22 protein-coding genes are annotated in these 24,603 nt (G+C 69.0%); 17 read left to right on the forward strand and 5 right to left on the reverse strand.

What is annotated here, in order from left to right; all coding sequences use genetic code 11:
- Positions 1–77 precede the first annotated feature (77 nt).
- The 4 genes from OG828_RS30225 to OG828_RS30240 all read left to right on the forward strand — a co-directional run bounded on the left by OG828_RS30225 (position 78) and on the right by OG828_RS30240 (position 5,554).
- A complete protein-coding gene (locus tag OG828_RS30225) occupies positions 78–875 on the forward strand; it encodes a hypothetical protein (RefSeq protein WP_328502899.1) in 798 nt (265 codons plus the stop codon).
- Positions 875–3,076, forward strand: coding sequence for a glycosyltransferase (locus tag OG828_RS30230; RefSeq protein WP_328502900.1), 2,202 nt, complete (start codon positions 875–877; stop codon positions 3,074–3,076). Before OG828_RS30225 ends, OG828_RS30230 begins: the two co-directional genes overlap by 1 nt.
- Positions 3,073–4,320 (forward strand): acyltransferase family protein, encoded by a 1,248-nt coding sequence (locus OG828_RS30235; RefSeq protein WP_328502901.1) that lies wholly within the window; start codon positions 3,073–3,075, stop codon positions 4,318–4,320. Before OG828_RS30230 ends, OG828_RS30235 begins: the two co-directional genes overlap by 4 nt.
- A 241-nt stretch (positions 4,321–4,561) precedes the next feature.
- Complete coding sequence (locus OG828_RS30240; protein ID WP_328502902.1) at positions 4,562–5,554, forward strand: IS481 family transposase; 993 nt, start codon at positions 4,562–4,564, stop codon at positions 5,552–5,554.
- Here OG828_RS30240 and OG828_RS30245 read toward each other — a convergent pair.
- Genes OG828_RS30245 through OG828_RS30255 form a run of 3 tightly spaced genes read right to left on the reverse strand, consistent with a single transcriptional unit; the run spans position 5,551 to position 7,402 of the window.
- Positions 5,551–5,829: a hypothetical protein gene (locus OG828_RS30245; protein ID WP_328502903.1), complete on the reverse strand. Its 279-nt coding sequence runs from the start codon at positions 5,827–5,829 to the stop codon at positions 5,551–5,553. The two genes, OG828_RS30240 and OG828_RS30245, sit on opposite strands and share 4 nt — an antisense overlap.
- Before the next feature lies 1 nt (position 5,830).
- A complete protein-coding gene (locus tag OG828_RS30250) occupies positions 5,831–6,973 on the reverse strand; it encodes a type VII secretion target (protein ID WP_328363636.1) in 1,143 nt (380 codons plus the stop codon).
- Between the two features lie 18 nt (positions 6,974–6,991).
- Positions 6,992–7,402: a hypothetical protein gene (locus OG828_RS30255; protein WP_210580054.1), complete on the reverse strand. Its 411-nt coding sequence runs from the start codon at positions 7,400–7,402 to the stop codon at positions 6,992–6,994.
- A gap of 494 nt (positions 7,403–7,896) precedes the next feature.
- Between OG828_RS30255 and OG828_RS30260 the strand changes: the two genes are divergently transcribed.
- Together OG828_RS30260 and OG828_RS30265 are read left to right on the forward strand one after the other, a co-directional pair.
- Positions 7,897–9,279 carry a nitrate/nitrite transporter gene (locus OG828_RS30260; RefSeq protein ID WP_328502904.1) on the forward strand — a complete coding sequence of 461 codons (1,383 nt, stop codon included), beginning with the start codon at positions 7,897–7,899 and terminating at the stop codon, positions 9,277–9,279.
- Positions 9,280–9,485: 206 nt separating this feature from the next.
- Positions 9,486–10,637, forward strand: a complete 1,152-nt coding sequence (locus OG828_RS30265; RefSeq protein WP_210580047.1) for a uroporphyrinogen-III synthase — start codon at positions 9,486–9,488, stop codon at positions 10,635–10,637.
- Here the strand turns inward: OG828_RS30265 and OG828_RS30270 are convergent.
- On the reverse strand, positions 10,586–11,122 hold the full coding sequence (locus OG828_RS30270) for an anthrone oxygenase family protein (protein WP_328502905.1): 537 nt from the start codon (positions 11,120–11,122) through the stop codon (positions 10,586–10,588). The genes OG828_RS30265 and OG828_RS30270 overlap by 52 nt on opposite strands.
- 243 nt (positions 11,123–11,365) lie before the next feature.
- On the opposite strand from OG828_RS30270, the gene OG828_RS30275 reads away from it, so the two are divergent.
- The 6 genes from OG828_RS30275 (at position 11,366) to OG828_RS30300 (ending at position 18,686) form a co-directional block, all read left to right on the forward strand.
- Positions 11,366–11,977: a CGNR zinc finger domain-containing protein gene (locus OG828_RS30275; protein ID WP_328440347.1), complete on the forward strand. Its 612-nt coding sequence runs from the start codon at positions 11,366–11,368 to the stop codon at positions 11,975–11,977.
- Between the two features lie 318 nt (positions 11,978–12,295).
- The gene (locus OG828_RS30280) at positions 12,296–12,817 is read left to right on the forward strand and encodes a sigma-70 family RNA polymerase sigma factor (RefSeq protein ID WP_010039908.1); all 522 of its coding nucleotides are present in this window, start codon (positions 12,296–12,298) and stop codon (positions 12,815–12,817) included.
- Complete coding sequence (locus tag OG828_RS30285) at positions 12,817–13,644, forward strand: anti-sigma factor family protein (protein ID WP_328363654.1); 828 nt, start codon at positions 12,817–12,819, stop codon at positions 13,642–13,644. Before OG828_RS30280 ends, OG828_RS30285 begins: the two co-directional genes overlap by 1 nt.
- A 60-nt stretch (positions 13,645–13,704) precedes the next feature.
- Positions 13,705–16,341 carry a HelD family protein gene (locus tag OG828_RS30290; RefSeq protein WP_443062445.1) on the forward strand — a complete coding sequence of 879 codons (2,637 nt, stop codon included), beginning with the start codon at positions 13,705–13,707 and terminating at the stop codon, positions 16,339–16,341.
- A gap of 312 nt (positions 16,342–16,653) precedes the next feature.
- Positions 16,654–18,072 carry an NAD-dependent malic enzyme gene (locus OG828_RS30295; RefSeq protein WP_210580025.1) on the forward strand — a complete coding sequence of 473 codons (1,419 nt, stop codon included), beginning with the start codon at positions 16,654–16,656 and terminating at the stop codon, positions 18,070–18,072.
- Positions 18,073–18,404: 332 nt separating this feature from the next.
- Positions 18,405–18,686 carry an HU family DNA-binding protein gene (locus tag OG828_RS30300; RefSeq protein WP_054220032.1) on the forward strand — a complete coding sequence of 94 codons (282 nt, stop codon included), beginning with the start codon at positions 18,405–18,407 and terminating at the stop codon, positions 18,684–18,686.
- A gap of 101 nt (positions 18,687–18,787) precedes the next feature.
- Here the strand turns inward: OG828_RS30300 and murA are convergent, their stop codons facing one another.
- Complete coding sequence (gene murA / locus OG828_RS30305; protein WP_328363662.1) at positions 18,788–20,128, reverse strand: UDP-N-acetylglucosamine 1-carboxyvinyltransferase; 1,341 nt, start codon at positions 20,126–20,128, stop codon at positions 18,788–18,790.
- A 250-nt stretch (positions 20,129–20,378) separates the two neighbouring features.
- On the opposite strand from murA, the gene OG828_RS30310 reads away from it, so the two are divergent.
- From OG828_RS30310 to OG828_RS30330, 5 genes are all read left to right on the forward strand, one after another.
- Positions 20,379–20,951: a YqgE/AlgH family protein gene (locus OG828_RS30310; protein ID WP_210580236.1), complete on the forward strand. Its 573-nt coding sequence runs from the start codon at positions 20,379–20,381 to the stop codon at positions 20,949–20,951.
- A gap of 29 nt (positions 20,952–20,980) precedes the next feature.
- The gene (locus tag OG828_RS30315) at positions 20,981–21,274 is read left to right on the forward strand and encodes a DUF3039 domain-containing protein (RefSeq protein ID WP_328502906.1); all 294 of its coding nucleotides are present in this window, start codon (positions 20,981–20,983) and stop codon (positions 21,272–21,274) included.
- Positions 21,275–21,490: 216 nt separating this feature from the next.
- Positions 21,491–22,786, forward strand: a complete 1,296-nt coding sequence (locus OG828_RS30320; RefSeq protein ID WP_328502907.1) for an extracellular solute-binding protein — start codon at positions 21,491–21,493, stop codon at positions 22,784–22,786.
- A 56-nt stretch (positions 22,787–22,842) separates the two neighbouring features.
- Positions 22,843–23,757 carry a carbohydrate ABC transporter permease gene (locus OG828_RS30325; RefSeq protein ID WP_328504962.1) on the forward strand — a complete coding sequence of 305 codons (915 nt, stop codon included), beginning with the start codon at positions 22,843–22,845 and terminating at the stop codon, positions 23,755–23,757.
- On the forward strand, positions 23,754–24,599 hold the full coding sequence (locus OG828_RS30330) for a carbohydrate ABC transporter permease (protein ID WP_328363671.1): 846 nt from the start codon (positions 23,754–23,756) through the stop codon (positions 24,597–24,599). The genes OG828_RS30325 and OG828_RS30330 overlap by 4 nt, the downstream gene beginning before the upstream one ends.
- Positions 24,600–24,603 lie beyond the last annotated feature (4 nt).

Consider the following 24,603-nt stretch of genomic DNA (forward strand, 5'->3'; position numbering starts at 1 on the left):
CCGCTGTCCCGGCCGACGAGACCGAGGTGCTTCCGCCCATCCGCAAGAGAGCGCTTCAGTCGCCCGCTTCCGGGACCGTGCCCCCGCGCGACCCGTGGGCCGAGTCCGGCGAGACGGACGGGCACACCCATGACCCGCACGAGGTGACGGTCCAGCTCGACGGCATAGGGCTGCAGCTCGACAACCTGCGGCTGCACGCGGCGAAGGGCGGACCGTCCGGCGCGGGCGGCTCCTCTTCCACGTCCCCCGCTTCGGACGGACCGGTGTTCGTCGACGAGTCGGGCCGCCGCAGCCGCAGGTACCGCCGGATCGGCATGGCCGTGGGCATCGCCTGCGCGGTCTACGCCGTGGTCATCCTGGCCACCCTGATGTCCGGCAACTCCGAAGCGCCCTGGCTCCCCGTACCGGGCCAGAAGGACGAGCAGCCGGCCGGCAAGGTCGACTCCCCGCCGCTCCCCGCCCAGTCGGCGCAACCCACCGGCACCGGTCTCCTCTCACCCGGCGTGACCGAGTCCCCGGGAGCCGACGTGACGCCTTCCATCGGCGCCTCCGCCACCGCGCCCGGCGCCTCCGCCGGCGTCGTGGACCCCGGCACGTCCACCGACCCCGAGCCCTCGGCGACCCGGACGGCCCCGAACCCGGGCACCGGTCCGTCCGACGACCCCGCCGACCCGGAGCCGTCCGACGACCCGTCGGCCTCCGCATCGCCCGACCCGAGCCCGACCGGCGGCGGCGAGCCCTCCCCCTCGGCCAGTGCCTCCGCGACCGTCGACGCCCCCGGTGCGGTGGCCGACGGCGCGAGCGACCCGAACCCCGTCGCCCAGGAGCCGGGCGGCACCTCCGCTCCACCCTCGTCCCCGGAGAACATCACCTGATGGCATCCCGCACCCGCCGTCCCGGGCCCGCAACCGGAGCCCGTGACGGCTCCCGGCGCCGCCGCCTGCCCATGCGCCTGCTGCTCCCCTCGCTCGTCCTCGTCGCGCTGATGGCGATGCTGATGCTGCGCGGGTATGTCCACAGCGAGATCCTCGCCGACCACCGCGTCCAGCCGCCCGCCGCCACCGACCGGGTGCCGGAGCAGATCCTCAAGGGCGGCCCGGTCATCGACACCCGCAGCGGTCGCACCACCAGCCTGCGCGTCCCCGACCGCCGTCTCGTCCTCACCTTCGACGACGGCCCGGACCCGGTCTGGACCCCGAGGGTCCTGGACGTGCTGAAGGAGCACAAGGCCCACGCGGTCTTCTTCGTCACCGGCACGATGACCTCGCGCTACCCCGACCTCGTCAAGCGCATGGTGGCGGAGGGCCACGAGGTGGGCCTGCACACCTTCAACCACCCCGACCTCTCCTACCAGTCGAAGCAGCGCATCGACTGGGAGCTGTCCCAGAACCAGCTCGCGATCAGCGGCGCGGCAGGCATCCGCACCTCCCTCTTCCGGCCGCCGTACTCCTCCTTCGCCGACGCGATGGACAACAAGTCCTGGCCGGTCACCGACTACATCGGCGCCCGCGGCTACATCACCGTCGTCAACAACACCGACAGCGAGGACTGGCAGCGGCCCGGCGTCGACGAGATCATCCGCCGCGCGACGCCGCAGGACGGCAAGGGCGCGATCGTCCTGATGCACGACTCCGGCGGCGACCGCAGCCAGACCGTCGCGGCGCTCGACCGGCTCCTGCCCGATCTCAAGGCGCGGGGCTACGAGTTCGACAACCTCACCGAGGCCCTCGACGCGCCCAGCGCGCACACCCAGGTCACCGGCCTCGACCGTTGGAAGGGCAAGGCATGGGTCTTCCTGGTCCAGGCCTCGGAGCGGATCACGGACGTACTCGTCGTGGGTCTCGCGGTGATCGGCTTCCTGGTCATCAGCCGCTTCGTCCTGATGCTGCTCCTCTCCGGCATCCACGCCCGCCGGGTGCGCCGCCGCGACTTCAGCTGGGGACCGCCGGTCACCGAACCGGTGTCGGTGCTGGTGCCGGCGTACAACGAGGCCAAGTGCATCGAGAACACCGTCCGTTCACTGATGGCCAGTGAGCATCCCATTGAGGTCGTGGTCGTCGACGACGGCTCCAGCGACGGCACCGCCCGCATCGTCGAGGCGATGGGCCTGCCGAACGTCCGGGTGGTCCGCCAGCTCAACGCGGGCAAGCCGGCCGCCCTCAACCGGGGTCTCGCGAACGCCCGTCACGACATCGTCGTGATGATGGACGGCGACACGGTCTTCGAACCGGCCACGGTCCGCGAACTCGTCCAGCCCTTCGGCGACCCGAGCGTGGGCGCGGTCGCGGGCAACGCGAAGGTCGGCAACCGCGACTCCCTGATCGGCGCCTGGCAGCACATCGAGTACGTGATGGGCTTCAACCTCGACCGCCGTATGTACGACATCCTGCGCTGCATGCCGACGATCCCGGGCGCGGTGGGAGCGTTCCGGCGCAGCGCCCTCGAACGCGTCGGCGGCATGAGCGACGACACGCTCGCCGAGGACACCGACATCACCATGGCGATGCACCGCGACGGCTGGCGGGTCGCCTACGCCGAGAACGCGCGCGCCTGGACCGAGGCCCCGGAGACGGTCCAGCAGCTCTGGTCCCAGCGCTACCGCTGGTCGTACGGCACCATGCAGGCGATCTGGAAGCACCGCAGGGCGCTGGTGGAACGGGGCCCGTCGGGCCGCTTCGGCCGCGTCGGCCTGCCCTTGGTGTCCCTGTTCATGGTCCTGGCCCCGCTCCTGGCCCCCTTGATCGACGTCTTCCTCCTCTACGGCATCATCTTCGGCCCGACGACGAAGACCATCGGCGCCTGGCTGGGCGTCTTGGCGATCCAGGCGGTCTGCGCGGCGTACGCCTTCCGCCTCGACCGCGAACGCATGACCCACCTCATCACCCTGCCCCTCCAGCAGATCCTCTACCGGCAGCTCATGTACGTCGTCCTGCTCCAGTCTTGGATCACCGCCCTGACCGGCGGCCGCCTGCGCTGGCAGAAGCTGCGCCGCACCGGGGTCGTCGAAGCTCCGGGCGGCGCGATGCCGAGGCCGCGGGCGCCTCAGGACGGGGCCGATCGGAGGCCGGTGGGATGACGCAGGCATACGAGCCGACGACGACGGGTGTGAGCACGTCGTACGGCATTCCGCAGCAGCGGACGGCGGAGCAGCCGGCACCCCCTGCCGCGAGACCCGGCCGGGACCGCTACCTGGACCTCCTCCGCTCCATAGCCCTGGTCCGCGTGGTCGTGTACCACCTGTTCGGCTGGGCCTGGCTGACCGTCCTGTTCCCCTCCATGGGCGTGATGTTCGCGCTGGCGGGCTCCCTGATGGCCCGCTCGCTGAACCGTCCGGCACGGGGCGTGATCAAGGGCCGCATCCGGCGCCTTCTGCCTCCGCTCTGGGCGTTCAGCGCGGTGATCCTGGTCCTGATGTTCGCGGACGGCTGGAACCCGGCGAAGGGCTCGGACGAGGGCCCCGTCTGGACCCTCCTCAAGCTGGTCAACTACATCGTCCCGATCGGCGCTCCGCCCTTCCCATGGCAGATCGGCTCCCCGACGGGCCTGGTGGAGGACACCTGGGCGGTGCAGACGGCGGGTCCGCTGTGGTACCTGCGGGCGTATCTGTGGTTCGTGGTGGCGTCGCCCCTGCTGCTGTGGGCATTCCGCAGGGCACCCTGGCCGACCCTGCTCGCCCCGCTCGGCCTGACGGCCGTAGTGGGCACGGGACTTGTCACCATCCCCGGCGAAACGGGCAACGCGGTCACCGACTTCGCGGTCTACGGCGGCTGCTGGGTCCTCGGCATCGCCCACCACGAGGGCCTGCTGGCAAAAATCCCGCGCTACATGTCCGTCTCCTGCTCGACGCTGCTGATGGCCTTCGGCCTGTGGTGGGCATCCGGCCACTTGGGCCCCGACGGCTGGGACTTGAACGACATCCCCCTGGCCCAGGCCACCTGGTCCTTCGGCTTCGTCGTCATCCTCCTCGTCTACTCCCCGTCCTGGCAGGAACTCCCCGGCCGCCTCGCCAGGTGGGACAAGCTCGTGACCCTGTCCAACAACCGCGCCGTCACGATCTACCTCTGGCACAACATGCTCATCATGGCCACGGTCCCCATCATCGACCGCGCGTACGAGCTGCCGTTCATGCAGGGCGAGAGCGCGACGGCGGCGCTCGACGCGACGTACATGCTGTGGATGTTCCTGCTGGTGTGGCCACTGATCGGACTGGCGATCGTGGGGGTGGGCTGGATCGAGGACATCGCCGCGAAGCGGAAGCCGAGGTTGTGGCCGGATGGTTCCAAGCGTGGCGGGGGCAGGGGCGCGGCGCATCGGGCGTGAGGCGCTGCGCCCACCAGGTGGTAGGACCGACCGACCGCGGTGCCCCACACCAGCGGCTACGCCCTCAACCACGACAAGGCCGACGCCCCCGCGGCCCAGCGTGGCCTCGCGGTACTAGATGTACTGCCCAGGCAGGTTGGTCGAGTTTGTGCTCTGACACCGTCTGAATCGGGTGACGGGTGAAGGCCTCCGGTTGTGGAGTGAAGCTGTCGAGGAACCGCTCCGCCAACCAGGAGGCCTCGTGTCTCACGCTAACGCTGCTTTGACGCCTCGTGCCCGGCTGCGCCTGGCGCGTCTGATTGTCGATGACGGCTGGCCGGTCGCCCGTGCAGCCGAGCGCTACGACGTGTCCTGGCCCACCGCCAAACGGTGGGCCGACCGTTACGCCGAGTCCGGGCCGGCCGCCATGCTCGACCGGTCCTCACGGCCTCACCGCAGCCCGGCCCGAACCCCGCAGCCCCAGGTCCGCAAGATCGTGCATCTGCGCTGGAAGCAACGGCTGGGCCCGGTCCAGATCGCCGGGCGGCTGAGCATGCCCGCCTCGACCGTCCACGCGGTTTTGACCCGGTGCCGGATCAACCGGCTGTCCCACATCGACCGCGTCACCGGCGAGCCGGTCCGCCGCTACGAACACGATCATCCCGGTGCGATGCTCCACATCGACGTCAAGAAGCTGGGCAACGTTCCCGACGGCGGCGGCTGGCGCTATGTCGGACGCGTCCAGGGCCGCAGGAACCGCGCCGCAACACCCGACAGGCCCCGCAACAAATACCGCGGACCGCTGTTGGGAACCGCGTTCGTCCACACCGTCGTCGACGACCACTCCCGAGTCGCCTACGTCGAGATCCGCGATGACGAGACGGCCGCCACCGCAGCCGACGTCCTGCGCGGTGCGGTCGACTGGTTCGCAGTCCGTGGGGTGACGATCGAGCGGGTCCTCACCGACAACGGCTCGGCCTACCGCTCCCGCCACTGGTCCCGGACCTGCCACGAACTCGGGATCACACCGAAGAAGACCCGGCCCTACCGGCCACAGACCAACGGCAAGGTCGAACGCTTCCACCGCACGCTCGCCGACGGCTGGGCCCTGGGACGCTTCTACGCCAGCGAATCAGCCCGCCGCAAAGCCCTGCCGGCCTGGCTCCATCACTACAATCACCACCGCCCCCACACCGCGACCGGCGGCAAAGCCCCCATCACCAGGTTGACCAACGTCCCTGGGCAGTACAACTAGAACAACGCCTCAAGCCCGCCGATCAGCGGCAGTGGCGCGAACGCCAGGACCAGCGCCGCCACCGCCAGCCCCGGCCGGATGTCCCGCTTCCCCACGAAGCCCGCCACCGCGGCGACGGGGGGCAGGACGCACAGCACCAGGAAGCTCCAGGTCCAGCCCTCCTCGCTGGTGAGGAAGAGCAGGAGGGCCAGGTATGCGGGGACGGCCACCGCGGACAGCATCCGGGCGCGGGTGAGGAACAGCTCCATGTTTTCGCTCGAGGAGGGGTAGGGCATCTCAGGCGACCACTCGGTTGTCGTAGCCGGCGGAGCTGGCCTCGGGGAAGCCGTCGGCCGACGAGAAGCCGTTGATCGCCGTGGACAGCACCGCCCCGAGCCCGGTGATGGCCATCATGGTCGCGTCGAATGCCTTCACCAGAGCGGCGTACCTCTCGATGATCATGACGGCCTGCGCGGCGGCCAGGGCGAACATGGCGGCGGACGCCACCTGCCCGCCGACCGGGATGGCGTTGACGGCCGTGGCCGCGGCCATGTTGGCCATCCAGATGATCGCCATGTCGGCGAGGAAGACGACCCCGGCCTTGAGGACCTCGGCGAGCTGGAACACCATCTGTGCCGCCTGGTCGTAGCAGGTCTTCAGGGAGTCGAAGCTCTCCTTGAAGTCGGCGAGCTTCTTGCTGAACTCGTCGAAGTAGACCTTCGCGGCGTCGTAGGCGTTGCCCTCCCAGGTCACGCCGACGTTCGTGGTGCCCTTCTTCAGGTTCGCGGCCACCGAGTCGCAGAACGAGCCGAGGTTGCCCCAGACTTCGGCGCAGTCCTTGTACTTGTTCCAGTCGCCCAGAACCCAGTTGTTGATCTCGCCGAAGATGTCGACGCCGAAGAGCAGCTTCACCGCCTCCACGGCCACGGTGGAGGGGCTGCCCAGGTCGAGGACGGTGCCGAGGGTCTTCTGCACCGGGTTCATCGTGTATTCGTCGGCGTGCCCCTGGGCGTACTTGACCAGGGGGTTGTCGCTGTCGCCCGCCGGTGCCTTGAGTGTGGCCCCGGCGTCCTGCGCGTCGGCGAAGTCGCTTCCGTTGCCGCCGCCGGACGGTGCGCCTCCGCCGCCCTTGGAGCCCGGGTAGGTGGCGTCCATCTTCGCGGCTTCGTCCGTGTCCGTCTCGCGGTAGTACTTGGCGGATTGGGACAGTTCCTTCTGCGACGCGGTGAGGACGCTCTGCACCTTGCCCAGGGCCTTCTTGGCGGCTTCCACGTAACTGTCGTGATCGCCCGCGACAAGATCCCAGAGCTGCCCTCCGACCATCGTGTCGATCTTCGCGTTGTTGCTCGTGTACTCGACGGCCTGCGTGGCGCCCTCGGCGCCGCGCCCCACGAGCGTGGAGAACCCCTGGATCGCGTCCGGCTCTACTCGAAAACCCACGGTCTGCTCCCGCCCCCGTCAGTACAGTGACCAGCCACGGCCGTCATGCCGGGACTTCTTGTCGGCGCGCTCGTCGGGCGCCGCGCGTCGTTCTTCGTCGATCTGCTCCTGCTCCGCCGCGATCGCGCGCCTGCCCTCTGCGGCCAGTTCCTCGCGCTCCGCCTCGGAGAGTGAGGCCCACTTCTCCGCCATGGGCGCCGCCTGCTCGATCAGCTGGTCGGCGTACGCGGACACGTTCGCGGCGTCCCGCAGGCTCGCCCGCCCGGAGAGGACCTCCTGTGCCATCTCCTTCAGGGCATCGCCGCCGTGCCCGGCGGCGAGGGTCTCCAGTGACTTGCGCAGCAGTCTCGCCTGCGCCGGGTCTCCCTGGGACATCTCCAGAAGTTCGGAGTCGTCGAATTGCCTGCCCGAATCCGGACTCTCGGCCACATGTCCTCCCTCAGACAGATCACAGATGCCGACCACTCTGAACCTAAGGTGCCTGACGCAAAACATTCGATGCGCTGGAATCACAGATCCGTCACATGCCCGCGCGTGACAGAGATACGAACAGACGGTGCAACAGGTCCGAATTGCTAGAGAATGCCCTGATTTTGGGGCGACATCGGGCAGGCCGGCACGACGACCGTGGAGGCGAAGGCGACGAACGAGGCGCGAACGGTCGCTGATCTACGGCGTCTCGAGCGCATTCGCGATCTGCGCTCCATGACACGACGCGAGGCAGCCCGGGGGCGTACCGGCGGCGGCCGTCCGCGTTCGTTTCGCCGTACAACCTCTCATCCGCCCCTTCGCCGGGGTGAGAGCAAAGTTCCTTTCCGGTCACCCGACGCCACAGACAGGAAACGCGCCCTCCCTACCTTCAGGACTCATACCGCTCAGCACCGCAAAGAACCGCCCGAGCCCCGGAGCACCGTGGAGGCGTCATGACAGCCCCTAGCCAGGCCCCCGCCCAGAGCAGGGGAGGCCGTTGGATCGATCACTGGGATCCCGAGGACGAGACCTTCTGGAACGAGACCGGAGAGAAGGTGGCCCGCCGCAACCTCGTCTTCTCCGTACTCTCCGAGCACATCGGGTTCTCGATCTGGACCCTGTGGTCCGTGATGGTGCTGTTCATGGGCCCCGAGTACGGGCTCACCCCGGCCGACAAGTTCGTCATCGTGTCGATGGCGACGCTGGTCGGCGCGCTCGTCCGGGTCCCCTACACCTTCGCGGTCGCGGTCTTCGGTGGCCGGAACTGGACCATCGTCTCGGCCTCGCTGCTGCTGCTCCCCACCATCGCCGCCTTCATCGTGATGGAGCCGGGGACCTCGTTCACCACCTTCCTGCTGTGCGCGATGCTCGCCGGCATCGGTGGCGGAAACTTCGCGTCCAGCATGACCAACATCAACGCCTTCTTCCCGCTCAGGAAGAAGGGGTGGGCGCTCGGCCTGAACGCCGGCGGCGGCAACATCGGTGTCCCGGTCGTGCAGCTGGTCGGCCTCGCTGTCATCGGCGCCAGCGGCGGCCCGCGCGTGCTGCTCGGGATCTACATCCCCTGCATCGTCGTCGCCGCGGTCCTCGCCGCGCTGTACATGGACAACATCTCGTCCGTGAAGAACGACACCGGCGCCGCCAAGGAGGCCGCGAAGGACCCCCACACCTGGATCATGTCCTTCCTCTACATCGGCACCTTCGGCTCGTTCATCGGCTACAGCTTCGCCTTCGGCCTCGTCCTGCAGACGCAGTTCGGGCGTACGCCGCTGGAGTCCGCGTACGTCACCTTCATCGGCCCGCTGCTCGGCTCGCTGATCCGGCCCTTCGGCGGCTGGCTCGCCGACAAGTACGGTGGCGCGCGCATCACCCTGTGGAACTTCGTCGGCATGGCCGCCGCGACCGCGGTCATCATCTCCGCCTCGATGTCGAAGTCGCTGGCCCTGTTCACGACCGCGTTCATCGCGCTGTTCATCCTGACGGGGCTCGGCAACGGCTCGACGTACAAGATGATCCCCGGCATCTTCCAGGCCAAGGCCGCGGCCAAGGGCCTGACCGGTGAAGAGGCCGCCTCCTACGGCCGCCGGCTCTCCGGTGCCTCCATGGGACTCATCGGCGCGGTGGGCGCACTCGGCGGGCTCGGCATCAACCTCGCCTTCCGGCAGTCGTTCCTGAGCGTGGGCTCCGGCACCGGCGCCTTCGTCGCCTTCCTCGCCTTCTACGGCGTCTGCTTCGTGGTCACCTGGGCCGTATACCTTCGCCGCCCGGCCGCGCAGGCTCCGGCCACCGCCACCGCATCGGAGGCGAAATCGCAGCTCAGCTACGCCGAGGTGTGACGTAACACCAGCGACATCCAGTCGAACCGAGCCTGTCACGCACCGTTGACAGGCTCGGTCGGCATGCAGGCAGAAGAGCCGAAATGCCTCATGTGAGGTAGCGCCTGATCTGAGGTAGTGCCTGATGTGAGGCAGCGCCTCATGCAGGGCCTGTGGCCTCACCTGGGTCATACGGTGCGACGACTCGAGTGCGGGACGAGAGTTTTATGTACGAGGAACAGCAGCGACCGGAACACGGACCCCTCGCCGGGTTCACCGTGGGTGTCACCGCCGCGCGCCGGGCCGATGAACTCGGGGCACTGCTCCAGCGGCGCGGTGCCGCCGTTCTGCACGCCCCCGCCCTGCGGATCGTGCCGCTCTCCGACGACGGTGAGCTGCTCGCCGCCACCAAGGACATCGTCGAGAACGTGCCGGACATCGCGGTCGCGACGACCGCGATCGGCTTCCGGGGCTGGATCGAGGCCGCCGACGGGTGGGGCCTCGGCGAGGATCTGCTGGACCGGCTGCGCGGCGTGGAGCTGCTCGCGCGCGGACCCAAGGTCAAGGGCGCGATACGGGCCGCCGGGCTGACCGAGCACTGGTCGCCGTCCAGCGAGTCCATGGCCGAGGTGCTCGACCGGCTCCTGGAGGAAGGGGTCGAGGGGCGTCGTATCGCCATTCAGCTGCACGGCGAGCCGCTGCCGGGATTCGTGGAGTCGCTGCGGGCCGCGGGCGCGGAGGTCGTCGGGGTGCCGGTGTACCGGTGGATGCCGCCGGAGGACATCGGGCCCGTCGACCGGCTGCTCGACGCCGCCGTCTCACGCGGCCTGGACGCGCTCACCTTCACCAGCGCGCCCGCCGCCGCGTCCCTGCTGTCCCGCGCCGAGGAGCGCGGTCTGCTGGCCGAACTGCTCGCCGCCCTGCACCACGACGTCCTGCCCGCCTGTGTCGGCCCGGTCACCGCGCTGCCGCTCCAGGCCCGTGGCGTGGACACGGTCTCGCCGGAACGTTTCCGGCTCGGCCCGCTCGTCCAGCTGCTCTGCCAGGAGCTGCCGGCCCGCGCGCGGGCCCTGCCGATCGCCGGGCACCGGGTGGAGATCCGGGGCCACGCGGTCCTGGTCGACGGCGAGCTGAAACCCGTACCGCCCGCCGGGATGTCCCTGCTGCGGGCCCTGTCCCGGCGGCCCGGCTGGGTCGTCGCCCGCGCCGAACTGCTGCGTGCGCTGCCCGGCGCCGGCCGCGACGAGCACGCCGTGGAGACCGCGATGGCCCGGCTGCGTACGGCACTCGGGGCGCCCAAACTCATCCAGACCGTCGTCAAACGCGGCTACCGGCTCGCCCTCGACCCGGCCGCCGACGCCAAGTACGCCGACGCCTGACGGCCGCGGCCGTACACGACCAGGGCCCTTGCCAGGAACGCCAGCGCGAGCGTAGACAACACCGCCCGTACCACGTTCCAGGCCACCCACATGTCCTCGAACTCCTCCCGCGCGACCGACGCCGAAGTGCCGATCTCTGCGAGGCCGTTGTTCAGCGGGATGTTCACCACGACCGTGACGAGGAAGGTGAGGGCGTACGCCGCGAGGCCCGCCCACACCCACGTCCGGCAGGGCGCCGCGCGCAGCTGCCACGCCGACACAGCCGCCAGCAGCAGCGCCCCCATGAAGCTCAGGAAGAACACGGGGTTCTGGATCGCCTCGTTCATGTTCCGCATGACCTCGACATACGCCCGGTCATCACTGCGGGCGAGCCCCGGCATCACACCGCAAGCGAAGACATAGAAGGCCCCGGCGATCAGCCCCATCGCGACCGTGGCCGCACCCAGTACGAATCCAGTGACAGTGCCAGTGCTGTTCTGCGTCATGCCTCACAGTCAACGACCCGCATCGTGGACGGAACATGCCCCAGACGCGCGTCGGCATACGCAGCCGTCCACGCCGACCCGGTACGAGGGGTTCCGGCGGCGTGAGGGGGAAGGCACTGTAAGAGGAACGGTTCCCCAACGCCCCCGAAGGGGCGCGGGGCTGTATCGATATGCGGCTCCGCCGCGTGGGCGCGACCAGCCACGACGGCGCGGCAGCCGAACGCACAGGTGGGTGACAGGCACATGGCAATGGGTCGTACGGTCACAGACACATCCTCGTCCGCGTACGAGCTCCGTTTCGACGCCGGGCGCATCTGCCTGGATCTCCTCGCGACCGCGACCCCGCACCCAGGCGAAAAGCTCGACTCCGTAGAGGTGCTGCACGCCTGGATCACCGGCTCGGGACTCGTCCCGCCGGGCACTCCGCTCACCCATGCCGACGCCTCCTGGCTGGTCGGCTTCCGTGAACTGCGCGGCCACATCGGCCGGTTGGTGCACGGCAGGCTGTCGCCCACGACACCGCCGTACGACCGCTCGCTCGCCCGCGTCAACGAACTCGCCCGCACCGCGCCCCCGGCCCCCCGCGCCCTGCGTCGCGAAGACGGCACGCTGGTGCGCGAGTTGGACCCGCCGGAGTACTCGGCGCTGCTCGGTGCGATCGCCCGGGACACCGTCGAACTGCTCACCGACCCCGTCGCGCGAGCGAGTCTCAGGCAGTGCGAAGGGGACAACTGCCCCATCGTGTACGTCGACTCCTCCCGGGGCCGCAGGAGGCGCTGGTGCTCCAGTGAGGTCTGCGGAAACCGCGAACGGGTGGCCCGGCACCGCCGCCGCGCGGCACTCGCCCGCGCCTAGCGCCCGTTAAGTTCCGTATGTGAAACGCCCGTCGAAGTGATTTCGACAACACTCCGTGACCCTGCCGCATGCCGCCGGCAAAGGCGTCGATCTTGCCAATGTGGCGGGAATGTAAAGACAAGGCGGGGGGAATGTGCGGCCATGTCCCCCCTCGTCACGTCACCACTGAGAAAACTGTCACGTCACGTTGAACACACCGCTGTTGGCTTCCGTACCGGTTGTGGAGCGACCGACTGGGGGAACCCCCGGACATCGGAGGTGGGCGTGCGCAAGGATTCCGTCGTGGCCAATGAACGTGCATCGAGGGCCCGACATCGCATGTCCCAGCCCTCGGAACCAGATGAGGAGCTGATGCGTGCGCTGTACCGAGAGCACGCCGGACCTCTGCTCGCTTATGTCCTTCGGCTGGTCGCCGGAGACCGGCAGCGCGCCGAGGACGTCGTGCAGGAGACACTCATCCGTGCCTGGAAGAACGCCGGTCAGCTCAATCGAGCGACCGGATCTGTACGCCCCTGGCTGGTGACGGTCGCTCGCCGCATCGTCATCGACGGCCATCGCAGCCGGCAGGCCCGGCCGCAGGAGGTCGATCCGTCGCCGCTGGAGGTCATCCCCGCGGAGGACGAGATCGACAAGGCGCTGTGGTTGATGACGCTGTCGGACGCGCTCGACGACCTGACCCCCGCCCACCGGGAGGTGCTCGTAGAGACGTACTTCAAGGGGCGTACGGTCAATGAGGCGGCCGAGACGCTGGGTATACCGAGTGGCACGGTGCGCTCACGGGTGTTCTATGCCCTGCGATCGATGAAGCTGGCTCTGGAGGAGCGGGGGGTGACGGCGTGATGAGTGTGTACGGGGGACATCAGGGATTCGGCTCGGGTGGTCCGGGTATGTCTGGCCCTATGCAGGGATCTCCGGGCCCGAACGAGCACGAGACCGTCGGCGCCTACGCTCTCGGGATTCTCGACGACGTAGAGGCAACCGCTTTCGAGGCACATCTCGCCGGCTGCGAGTGGTGCGCCCAGCAGCTCGACGAACTCGCCGGGATGGAGCCGATGCTGGCAGCCCTCGCGGACCTGCCCGGCACCGGTACGCCCGCCATCGGCGAGTCGCTGTCGGCCAAGCCCTCCCCGCGGCTCGCGGAGAAGCTGGTCAACGAAGTCGCCGAGCGACGCGCCATGACCCGTCGCCGCTCCTTCTACATGGTGGCGGCAGCGGCGGCGCTGATCATCGGCGGTCCGGTCGCCGCGGTGGCGACCACGGCCGGTGACGAGGGCACGAGCGGCGGCAACGAGACCTTGGCGGCCAGCCCCGCCAAGGAAGCCTTCGACCACATGTCCGACAAGATCTCGGCGACCGACCCGACCACCAAGGTCAGCGCCAGCGTCGGCCTGGAGCCGAAGGCCTGGGGCACCCACGCGGTCCTCGAGCTCAAGAACGTCAAAGGCCCTCTGAAGTGCTCGCTCATCGCCGTCGGCAAGAACGGCGAACGTGAGACGATCACCTCATGGTCGGTCCCGAACTGGGGCTACGGCATCGAGAACGCCAAGACCGAGCAGGCCAGAAACCCGCTCTACGTCCACGGCGGCGCCGCCTTCGCACCGAACGAGATCGACCACTTCGAGGTCATGACCTTCGAAGGCAAGCGGCTTGTCGAGGTAGACGCGTAGCTTTCCGGGGCCCCCTTCGCGTACCTTTGACGGCTGCCCAGCACGTCAGAAGGGGGCCCGGTGGCCGCTCAGGCTCAGCAGGAAACCGCGCTCGACTCCTCCGCCCAGGATTCCGTACGCGACGACTCCGCGCGCGACCGGGAGATCGGCGTCGAACAGGAACACCTGGACCGGGTGTACCAGCGGCTCGAGGAGAAGATCCACGAGGCCGAGTTCCTCATGAACGACGCCGCCAAGCGCGGCCAGGTCGGCACGCCCGGCGCACTCGCCGAGCGTGATGCGCAGGTCTTCCGGGCGGGTATCCACCTCAGCCGCCTGAACAACGAGTTCGAGGACTTCCTCTTCGGCCGTATCGACCTGCTGCCCGGCAAGGACGGCAAGAAGGGACCCGACGGCGCGTACACCGCGGTCGAGCCCGCTGACGGCGCCGTGCGCGACGACGGCACGGCCGACATCGCCGAGACCCTGCACATCGGCCGGATCGGCGTCCTCGACCAGGACTACGCACCGCTGGTCATCGACTGGCGCGCCCCGGCCGCCGCGCCTTTCTACCGCTCCACCCCGGTCGATCCGGGCCGGGTGGTACGCCGCCGGGTGATCCGCTCCAAGGGCCGCCGTGTCCTCGGTGTCGAGGACGACCTGATGCGCCCCGAGCTGAAGGCCACGCTGGACGGCCACGAGCTCCCGGTGATCGGTGACGGCGCGCTGATGGCCGCGCTCGGTCAGGCCCGCAGCCACACCATGCGCGACATCGTCGCCTCCATCCAGGCCGAGCAGGACCTGGTCATCCGCGCCCCCGCCGCCTCCGTGACCTACGTCGAGGGCGGCCCCGGCACCGGTAAGACCGCGGTGGCGCTGCACCGGGCGGCGTATCTGCTCTACCAGGACCGGCGCCGGTACGCGGGCGGCATCCTCATCGTCTCGCCGACCCCGCTGCTCGTCGCGTACACCGAGGGCGTCCTCCCCTCCCTCGGCGAGGAGGGCCAGGTCGCCATCCGCGCCATCGGCTCCCTCGTCGACGGCACCGAGGCCACGCTGTACGACTCCCCGTCGGTGGCCCGCGCCAAGGGCTCGTACCGCATGCTGAAGGTGCTGCGGAAGGCGGCGCGGGGGGCGCTGGAGTTCGGCGCAGGCGCCGCGACCGGCCGGGGTGCCGCGACCGACCCGGGTGCCGCGACCGACCCGGGTACCGCCGCGGGCCCGGCTGCCTCCGGCCATTCCGCCCCCGGTCCTGCCTCCTCCGACCGCCACGGCTCGGGCCGCCTCGCCTCCGGCTCCGCCGCCTCCGGTCCTGCGGCCGCGGGCCCGGCTGCCTCCGGTCCCGCCGCCTCTGGCCGTCACGGCTCCAATCGTCCCGCCTCCGGTCGTCCCGCCCCCGGCCAGCTCGCCTTCGGCGAGGAGAGTGACGGGAGCGACGACGCCACGCCCGGACAGAACGGGGCACCCGCCGCGCCGCCCACCCGGCTGCGCGTGGTCGCCTTCGGGCGCCGGCTCGAACTGGAGGCGGCGGAGCTGGAACGTATCCGCCACGCCGTCCTCAGCGGCACCGCCCCCGTGAACCTGCTGCGCCCGCGCGCCCGCAAGCTGCTGCTCGACGCGCTGTGGGAGCAGTCCGGCGCCGCCACCCGGCACACCGACCCCGAGCTGGCCGCCGAGCTGCGGTCGTCGTTCGACGAGGACATCACGTCCGAGGACGCCTTCATCGCCTTCCTCGACGCCTGGTGGCCGGAGCTCACGCCGAAGCACGTCCTGGCCGCCATGGCCGACGAACGCCGCCTCGGCCGCTGGGCCCGGCGGATCCTCAACCCCGGCGAGATCCGCAAGGTGGCCCGCTCGCTCAAGCGGAACGGCCACAGCGTGCACGACATCGCCATGCTCGACGAGCTCCAGGCGATCCTCGGCACCCCCGCCCGCCCCCGCAGGAAGCGCGAGCTGGACCCGCTCGACCAGCTCACCGGGCTCGACGAGCTGATGCCCGTACGCGAGGAGTCGCAGCGCGAGCGGGCCGAACGGCTGGCGCAGGAACGCGTCGAGTACGCGCACGTCATCGTCGACGAGGCGCAGGACCTCACGCCCATGCAGTGGCGCATGGTCGGCCGCCGCGGCCGGCACGCCACCTGGACGGTCGTCGGCGACCCCGCCCAGTCCTCCTGGTCCGACCCCGAGGAGGCGGCCGAGGCCCGCGACGAGGCCCTCGGCTCCCGCCCGCGCCGCCGCTTCCAGCTCACCGTGAACTACCGCAACCCGGCCGAGATCGCCGAGCTGGCGGCGAAGGTGCTGGCGCTGGCCATGCCCGGCTCCCAGTCACCGAGGGCGGTCCGCTCCACCGGCGTCGAGCCCCGCTTCACCGCCGTCCGCGACTCCCTGAGCCGCACCGTCCGCGAGGAGGCCGCCCGGCTGCTCGACCGCGTCGACGGCACGGTCGGCGTCGTCGTCGCCATGAACCGGCGCGAGGAGGCCCGCCGCTGGCTCACCGGCCTCGGCGACCGGGTCGTGGCGCTCGGCAGCCTGGAGGCGAAGGGCCTGGAGTACGACGCGACGATCGTCGTCTCACCCGCGGAGATCGCCGACGAGAGCCCGGCGGGCCTGCGTGTGCTGTACGTCGCACTGACCCGGGCCACCCAGCAGCTGACGGTGGTGTCGGGGGACCGGGACGAGCCGGACGCGAACGGGGTTCCGGACCTCCTCCAGGATTGATCCAGACGGACTCGAGCGACGGGAATGGCCTTACGGGATCTGTTTGTTAGCCTGGGTGTGGCACCGGCCCGATCCAAGCCCCCGGGCCCAACCTTCGTCGCTACGAGCGACCACTTGCCGCGAGGCGAGCATGGCGGGTCGGTGTCACTGAATGTGCGAGAGGCTCACGTCACCCTGTGACGTGAGCCTCTTTCGCTGTGAACCGCTGTGAACACAAAGTCCGCAATCCGGGGCGGCTACCAGCTACCCGGCAGTAGGTGCGACGATCGGACGGCATCCAGCGTCACACGGTGAAAGCAGAGGAAGTCGGCCATGGCAACGGCGCCCAGCGTCTCCTACTCGATGACGGTCCGGCTGGAGGTGCCCGCGAGCGGTACCGCGGTCTCCCAGCTCACCACGGCCGTCGAGTCCCACGGAGGCTCGGTGACCGGCCTCGACGTGACGGCTTCCGGCCATGAGAAGCTCCGCATCGACGTCACCATCGCGGCGACCTCCACGACACACGCCGACGAGATCGTCGAGCAGCTGCGCACCATCGAGGGCGTCACGCTCGGCAAGGTCTCCGACCGTACGTTCCTGATGCACCTCGGCGGCAAGATCGAGATGCAGTCCAAGCACCCGATCCGCAACCGTGACGACCTCTCGATGATCTACACGCCGGGTGTGGCCCGAGTCTGCATGGCGATCGCCGAGAATCCCGAGGACGCCCGCCGCCTCACCATCAAGCGCAACTCCGTTGCGGTCGTGACGGACGGTTCGGCGGTGCTGGGCCTCGGCAACATCGGCCCGAAGGCCGCGCTGCCCGTCATGGAGGGCAAGGCGGCCCTCTTCAAACGCTTCGCCGGCATCGACGCCTGGCCGCTGTGCCTCGACACCCAGGACACCGACGCGATCGTCGAGATCGTCAAGGCGATCGCCCCCGGGTTCGCCGGCATCAACCTCGAGGACATCTCCGCACCCCGCTGCTTCGAGATCGAGGCACGGTTGCGCGAGGCCCTCGACATCCCCGTCTTCCACGACGACCAGCACGGCACCGCGATCGTCGTGCTGGCTGCGCTCACCAACGCGCTTCGCGTGGTCGGCAAGGGAGTTGAGAACGTACGCGTCGTCATGTCGGGCGCCGGCGCGGCCGGTACGGCGATCCTGAAGCTGCTCATCGCCGCGGGCGTGAAGCACGCCGTCGTCGCCGACATCCACGGTGTCGTGCACGCCGGCCGCGAGGACCTGGTGGCCGCCGCCCCCGACTCGCCGCTGCGCTGGATCGCCGACAACACCAACCCCGAAGGCGTCACCGGCACCCTCAAGGAGGCCGTGCGCGGCTCCGACGTCTTCATCGGCGTCTCCGCCCCGAACGTCCTCGACGCCGATGACGTGGCCGCCATGGCCGACGGCGCCATCGTGTTCGCGCTCGCGAACCCCGACCCCGAGGTCGACCCGGCAATCGCCCGTCAGACGGCGGCTGTTGTGGCCACCGGCCGCTCCGACTTCCCGAACCAGATCAACAACGTGCTGGTCTTCCCGGGCGTCTTCCGCGGCCTCCTCGACGCACAGTCCCGCACCGTCAACACCGAGATGATGCTCGCGGCGGCGAAGGCCCTGGCGGACGTGGTGACCGAGGACGAGCTCAACCCGAACTACATCGTGCCCAGCGTCTTCAACGACAAGGTCGCGGGCGCGGTGGCGGGCGCCGTACGGGAGGCCGCCAAGGCGGCGGGCGCGACGGCGTCGTAGGCTCGTCGGTGTGTGGCCTGCTGTGAGGATCGCCACGACGGGCCCCGGCGCGTCGCGGAACGCAGGGCCTTTGGCCGCCGTTTATCGTTGCGGCCAGGCTCGGCCCTCTTTTCGTGTGACTCCCAAGGGTGTTCTCACGACTCCTACGGGTGCCGGATTGGCTTTCCCGCCGCAGGTAGGGGCAGGATGCCTCCCTGGGCGCGGGGGTCCGATGACGGACCCGGGTCCGGGGAATGTCCGAGGGCCCTGGCAGCATCGACTTCGCAGTGCCCGATATGCGGCTCCGCCGCGTGGCACGCCTCATACGGCAAGAAGAACACGGGAGTAACAACATGAACCGCAGTGAGCTGGTGGCCGCGCTGGCCGACCGCGCCGAGGTGACCCGCAAGGACGCCGACGCCGTTCTGGCCGCGTTCGCCGAGACCGTCGGCGAGATCGTCGCCAAGGGCGACGAGAAGGTCACCATCCCCGGCTTCCTGACCTTCGAGCGCACCCACCGTGCCGCTCGCACCGCCCGCAACCCGCAGACCGGCGACCCCATCCAGATCCCGGCCGGCTACAGCGTGAAGGTCTCCGCGGGCTCCAAGCTCAAGGAAGCGGCCAAGGGCCAGTAGTGACCTCGCCTGTACACCACGGCCGGTGTACGGCACCTGAGTAACGCCAATGGGGCGGCCCCTTAACCAGGGGCCGCCCCATCGTCGTACGAACTGAACTACTACCCGAGCGCCTTGCCCGGCAGTTCCACCTTCGCGCCCAGCTCGCTCAGCTTTTCCATGAAGTTCTCGTAGCCGCGGTTGATGAGGTCGATGCCGTGGACGCGGGATGTGCCCTGGGCTGCCAGTGCCGCGATGAGGTAGGAGAAGCCGCCGCGGAGGTCGGGGATGACCAGGTCGGCGCCCTGGAGCTTGGCGGGGCCGCTGACGACCGCCGAGTGGAGGAAGTTGCGCTGGCCGAAGCGGCAGTTCGAGCCGCCGAGGCACTCGCGGTAGAGCTGGATGTGGGCGCCCATCTGGTTGAGCGCGGAGGTGAAGCCCAGGCGTGACTCGTAGACCGTCTCGTGGATGATCGAGAGGCCCGTCGCCTGCGTCAGCGCCACGACGAGCGGCTGCTGCCAGTCCGTCTGGAAGCCCGGGTGGACGTCCGTTTCGAGCGCGATGGACTTCAACTGGCCGCCGGGGTGCCAGAAGCGGATGCCCTCGTCGTCGATCTCGAAGGCACCGCCCACCTTCCGGTAGGTGTTGAGGAACGTCATCATCGAGCGCTGCTGGGCGCCGCGGACGTAGATGTTGCCTTCGGTCGCCAGCGCCGCGGAAGCCCACGAGGCGGCCTCCAGGCGGTCCGGGAGGGCCGCGTGGGTGTAGCCGCCGAGGCTGTCGACGCCGGTGACGCGGATGGTGCGGTCGGTGTCCATCGCGATGATGGCGCCCATTTTCTGCAGGACGCAGATCAGGTCCTCGATCTCCGGTTCCACCGCGGCGTTGGAGAGTTCCGTGACGCCCTCCGCGAGCACCGCCGTCAGCAGCACCTGCTCGGTCGCGCCGACGGACGGGTACGGCAGCTGGATCTTGGTGCCGCGCAGCCGCTGCGGAGCCTCCAGGTACTGCCCGTCCGCCCGCTTCTCGATCTTCGCGCCGAACTGCCGCAGCACCTCGAAGTGGAAGTCGATGGGCCGGCCGCCGATGTCGCAGCCGCCGAGACCGGGGATGAACGCATGCCCGAGGCGGTGCAGCAGCGGACCGCAGAACAGGATGGGGATGCGCGAAGAACCCGCGTGGGCATCGATGTCGGCGACATTCGCGCTCTCCACGTGCGACGGGTCAAGGACCAGTTCGCCCGGCTCCTCTCCCGGACGGACCGTCACCCCGTGCAGTTGCAGCAGGCCGCGTACGACACGCACGTCACGGATGTCCGGAACGTTGCGCAGTCGACTCGGCGCGCTGCCCAGCAGGGCGGCGACCATGGCCTTCGGTACGAGGTTCTTCGCACCGCGGACACGAATCTCGCCCTCCAGCGGAGTTCCGCCGTGGACAAGCAGGACATCGTCGTTGACGGTCATGTATCTCGCGTTCCGATGAGTTGGGCAGGGCCGGACAGACAGAGTAATCGCCGCCGACCCCCCTTCCGTAAGCCCAAGTACCACCCAGCTCCGTCATAGCTCTGTCACAACACGAACCGTTCGCAAACGGGCACATGGGGTCACCGGCCGAGTCGTGCGCCCAGGACGCACCTGTGAGCCCTGAGCTGCATTCACTCCCGAACCCCCATTGCCTCCCCGCGCGAAGGGAAGATGCGGGATCATGTCTGCCATGACCGAGGTGTCCTCGCTCACAGGGCGGTTGCTCGTGGCAACCCCCGCCCTGGCGGACCCGAACTTCGACCGCGCGGTGGTGCTCCTTCTCGACCACGACGAGAAGGGCTCGCTCGGTGTCGTCCTCAACCGCCCCACCCCGGTGGACGTGGGCGACATCCTGGAGGGCTGGGCGGATCTCACCGGGGAGCCCGGTGTCGTCTTCCAGGGCGGGCCGGTTTCGCTGGACTCGGCCCTCGGCGTGGCGGTCATCCCGGGCGAGCCCGCGGCCGGGTACGTGCCGCTGGGCTGGCGCCGGGTGCACGGCGCGATCGGGCTCGTGGACCTGGAGGCCCCGCCGGAACTGCTCGCCTCGGCCCTCGGCTCCCTGCGCATCTTCGCCGGTTACGCCGGCTGGGGCCCCGGCCAGCTGGAGGACGAGCTGGTGGAGGGTGCCTGGTATGTCGTGGAGTCGGAGCCCGGCGACGTGTCCTCCCCGTCCCCGGAAAGACTCTGGCGCGAGGTCCTGCGCCGCCAGCGCAACGAGCTCGCGATGGTCGCCACCTATCCGGACGACCCATCGCTCAACTGAGACATGTGAGCTTCAGTACCCTTGGGCCTATGAGCACTCTTGAGCCTGAGACCCAGCCGCAGCGCGGGACTGGTACGGGGACCCTCGTAGAGCCGACGCCACAGGTGTCCCACGGCGACGGCGACCACGAGCGCTTCGCCCACTACGTCCAGAAGGACAAGATCATGGCGAGCGCCCTCGACGGCACCCCCGTCGTGGCGCTGTGCGGCAAGGTCTGGGTACCGGGCCGCGACCCGAAGAAGTACCCGGTGTGTCCCATGTGCAAGGAGATCTACGAGTCCATGGGCGCCGGCGGCGACGACAAGGGCAAGGGCGACAAGTAGCTCTCCGGACGGTCGTACACAGGTAAGGCCCCCAGCGCACGTTTTGTGTGCCCTGGGGGCCTTTGCGCTGTCCGCGCGTTGCACAGGGTGCGTTTGCTGGTCACAGAGTGGTTGAGACCTCTTGTGGTCGTGTTCATGCAGTCCCTAGCCTCCGGAGTGTTGTGCAGAGCGAAACCACCATTGCGTATGTTGCAACGCACTCCGGAGGATCACTCCATGAAGCTCTCCCGCAGACTCCCCGCGCTCCTCCTCGCCGGCCTCGTCGTCACGGCCTGCGCACCCCAGACGTCCGACAACTCCTCCTCCGACAAGGACGAGAAGACCGGCACGCTGCGGGTCTGGCTCTTCCAGGAGGTCGGCAACCAGCCGAAGGAGAAGGTCGTCGACTCCGTCGTCACCGCCTTCGAGAAGGAGCACGAAGGCGCGAAGGTCGAGATCGAGTACATCCCGATCGAAACCCGCGCCCAGCGCGTCAAGGCCGCCTTCAACGACCCCAAGTCCGCTCCCGACGTCATGGAGTACGGCAACACCGACACGGCCGGCTATGTGAAGGACGGCGGACTCCTCGACGTCACGAAGGAGTTCGGCGACTGGACCGAGGCGAAGGACACCGACCCCACGGCGAAGCAGTCGGTCACGGTGGACGGCAAGGTCTACGGCGCTCCCTTCTACGTCGGCGTCCGCGCCCTGTACTACCGCACGGACGTCTTCGACGAGCTGGGCCTGGAAGTCCCCAAGACCATGGCCGAGTTGGCCTCCACGGCCCGTGAGATCCGCGCCGCGAAGCCCGAGCTGTACGGCCTGGTCGTCGGCGGCGCCTACACGTACGGCGCGATGCCGTTCATCTGGGCCAACGGCGGTGAACTCGCCACCGGCAAGGGCGGATCGTATGCCTCGGCCATCGACAGCGCGGCCGCCCAGAAGGGCATCAAGGCCTACACCTCCCTCTTCGGCGACGACAACTGTCCCGCCGCCAAGTGCGCCGGCTTCGGCGGCAACGACACGATCACCGCGTTCGCGGCCGGCAAGGCGGGCATGGCGATCGGCGGCGACTTCAGCTACACGGCCGTCGAGGCGGGCAAGGTGAAGGGCAAGTACGCGGTGGTGCCGCTGCCGGGGGTCGAGGCCGGGTCGATCGCGCCGGCGTTCGCCGGGGGCAACAACATCGGTGTGCTGAAGTCCACTTCGCATCGGACGCTGGCCGTCGAGCTGATGGAGCAGCTTGCTTCTAAGAAGACGCAGGCGTCGATGTTCGATGCGATGGGGTTTTTGCCGACCTTCGCGGACGTGCGGAAGCAGGTGGCTGCGGAGGAGCCGTATGTGAAGCCGTTCGCGCAGACGCTGGCTGCGGGGACGAAGTTCGTTCCCGCGTCGCCTGCGTGGGCGGAGATCGATGCGGCGCTGGTGTTGCCGACGATGTTCCAGGAGGTCGTGAGCGGTAAGAAGGGTGTGGCTGCGGCGGCTGGGGATGCGGCGAAGAAGATGGACGATGCGTTTGGGTCTGTGGGGTGACGGCGCCTACCAGCTCGAGGGGCGCGGATCGTTTGCGGGTGCGGGCCGTGGGTGGCTTGTCGCGCAGTTCCCCGCGCCCCTATGGGAGTCCTCGTCGGCCGAGTTCTAAGGCGCCGTGGCTCTATCTTGCTCCTGCCCTTGTCGTTCTTGGTGGGTTGCTCGTTTATCCCATCTATCAGCTTGGGCTGATCTCGTTCTTTCAGTACACGCAGGCGCAGGTCAGTGGTGGGGAGCCGACCACCTTCGAGGGGTTCGGGAACTACGCGGAGCTGTTCTCCGACTCGCAGTTCTGGCAGGTGTTGCTGGCGACCGTGGTGTTCGCGGCGGCTTGTGTGGTGTCGACGCTCGCTGTCGGGTGTGCGCTTGCCGTGTTGCTCACTCGGGTGCGGGCCGTGCCTCGGCTGGTGTTGATGCTGGCGGCGTTGGGGGCTTGGGCTACGCCGGCGATCACGGGGTCGACGGTGTGGCTGTTGCTGTTCGACCCGGACTTCGGGCCGGTGAACCGGGTGCTGGGGCTCGGGGACTACTCATGGACGTACGAACGCGTCAGTGCGTTCTTTCTCGTCCTGCTCGAAGTGGTGTGGTGCTCCTTCCCGTTCGTGATGGTGACGGTGTACGCCGGGATTCGGGCGGTGCCCGGTGAGGTGCTGGAGGCGGCCGCTCTGGACGGGGCCTCGCAGTGGCGTATCTGGCGCTCGGTGCTGGCGCCCATGCTCCGGCCGATCCTCGTGGTCGTCACCATTCAGTCGGTGATCTGGGACTTCAAGGTCTTCACCCAGATCTACGTCATGACGAACGGCGGCGGCATCGCGGGCCAGAACCTCGTGCTGAACGTGTACGCGTATCAAAAGGCCTTCGCGTCCTCGCAGTACAGCCTCGGCTCGGCGATCGGCGTCGTGATGCTGCTGATCCTGCTGGCGGTCACGCTCGTGTACTTGCGGTTGTTGCGCAGACAGGGGGAGGAGCTGTGAATCTCGTACGTGGTCTGGTACGGCGTCCCTGGCGGCTGGCCGCCGAGATGTCGGCGCTGCTGATCGCGGCCGTCGTCGCGTTTCCCCTCTACTGGATGGTGCTCAGCGCCTTCAAACCGGCCGGAGAGATCGAGTCGACCGAGCCGCGGCCGTGGACGCTGGCGCCCTCGCTGGATTCGTTCCGGCGGGTCTTCGGACAGCAGGAATTCGGCCGCTACTTCGTCAACAGCCTTGTGGTGGCCTGCACCGTCGTGGTCGCCTCGGCGCTCATCGCGTTTCTCGCCGCGACCGCGGTGACACGATTCCGCTTCCGTTTCCGGACCACCCTGCTGATCATGTTTCTGGTGGCCCAGATGGTGCCTGTGGAGGCGCTGACGATCCCGCTGTTCTTCCTCATGCGGGACTTCGGTCAGCTGAACACGCTGGGCTCGCTGATCCTGCCGCACATCGCCTTCTCGCTGCCCTTCGCGATCTGGATGCTGCGGGGGTTCGTGAAAGCCGTTCCAGAGGCGTTGGAGGAGGCCGCGTACATCGACGGGGCGAGCCGGGCGCGATTCCTGTGGCAGATCCTTTTCCCGCTGGTCTTCCCGGGGTTGGTGGCCACCAGCGTGTTTTCCTTCATCTCGGCCTGGAACGACTTCCTGTTCGCCAAGTCCTTCATCATCAGCGACACCTCCCAGTCGACCCTCCCGATGGCCCTGCTGGTCTTCTACAAGCCGGACGAGCCGGACTGGGGTGGTGTGATGGCGGCGTCCACGGTGATGACCATTCCGGTACTGATCTTCTTCGTGCTCGTGCAGCGACGGCTGGTGTCGGGGCTGGGCGGAGCGGTAAAGGACTGACGTG

The organism is Streptomyces sp. NBC_00457 (assembly GCF_036014015.1).
Taxonomy (GTDB): Bacteria; Actinomycetota; Actinomycetes; order Streptomycetales; family Streptomycetaceae; genus Streptomyces.

Coding starts and splice junctions, on each gene's coding strand:
- OG828_RS30300 (WP_054220032.1), top strand. CDS start 18,405: ATGAACCGCAGTGAGCTGGTGGCCGCGCTGGCCGACCGCGCCGAGGTG.
- OG828_RS30275 (WP_328440347.1), top strand. CDS start 11,366: ATGGCAATGGGTCGTACGGTCACAGACACATCCTCGTCCGCGTACGAG.
- OG828_RS30260 (WP_328502904.1), top strand. CDS start 7,897: ATGACAGCCCCTAGCCAGGCCCCCGCCCAGAGCAGGGGAGGCCGTTGG.
- OG828_RS30310 (WP_210580236.1), top strand. CDS start 20,379: ATGACCGAGGTGTCCTCGCTCACAGGGCGGTTGCTCGTGGCAACCCCC.
- OG828_RS30295 (WP_210580025.1), top strand. CDS start 16,654: ATGGCAACGGCGCCCAGCGTCTCCTACTCGATGACGGTCCGGCTGGAG.
- OG828_RS30270 (WP_328502905.1), bottom strand. CDS start 11,122: ATGACGCAGAACAGCACTGGCACTGTCACTGGATTCGTACTGGGTGCG.
- OG828_RS30265 (WP_210580047.1), top strand. CDS start 9,486: ATGTACGAGGAACAGCAGCGACCGGAACACGGACCCCTCGCCGGGTTC.
- OG828_RS30235 (WP_328502901.1), top strand. CDS start 3,073: ATGACGCAGGCATACGAGCCGACGACGACGGGTGTGAGCACGTCGTAC.
- OG828_RS30320 (WP_328502907.1), top strand. CDS start 21,491: ATGAAGCTCTCCCGCAGACTCCCCGCGCTCCTCCTCGCCGGCCTCGTC.
- OG828_RS30230 (WP_328502900.1), top strand. CDS start 875: ATGGCATCCCGCACCCGCCGTCCCGGGCCCGCAACCGGAGCCCGTGAC.
- OG828_RS30315 (WP_328502906.1), top strand. CDS start 20,981: ATGAGCACTCTTGAGCCTGAGACCCAGCCGCAGCGCGGGACTGGTACG.
- OG828_RS30245 (WP_328502903.1), bottom strand. CDS start 5,829: ATGCCCTACCCCTCCTCGAGCGAAAACATGGAGCTGTTCCTCACCCGC.
- murA (WP_328363662.1), bottom strand. CDS start 20,128: ATGACCGTCAACGACGATGTCCTGCTTGTCCACGGCGGAACTCCGCTG.
- OG828_RS30280 (WP_010039908.1), top strand. CDS start 12,296: ATGTCCCAGCCCTCGGAACCAGATGAGGAGCTGATGCGTGCGCTGTAC.
- OG828_RS30285 (WP_328363654.1), top strand. CDS start 12,817: ATGAGTGTGTACGGGGGACATCAGGGATTCGGCTCGGGTGGTCCGGGT.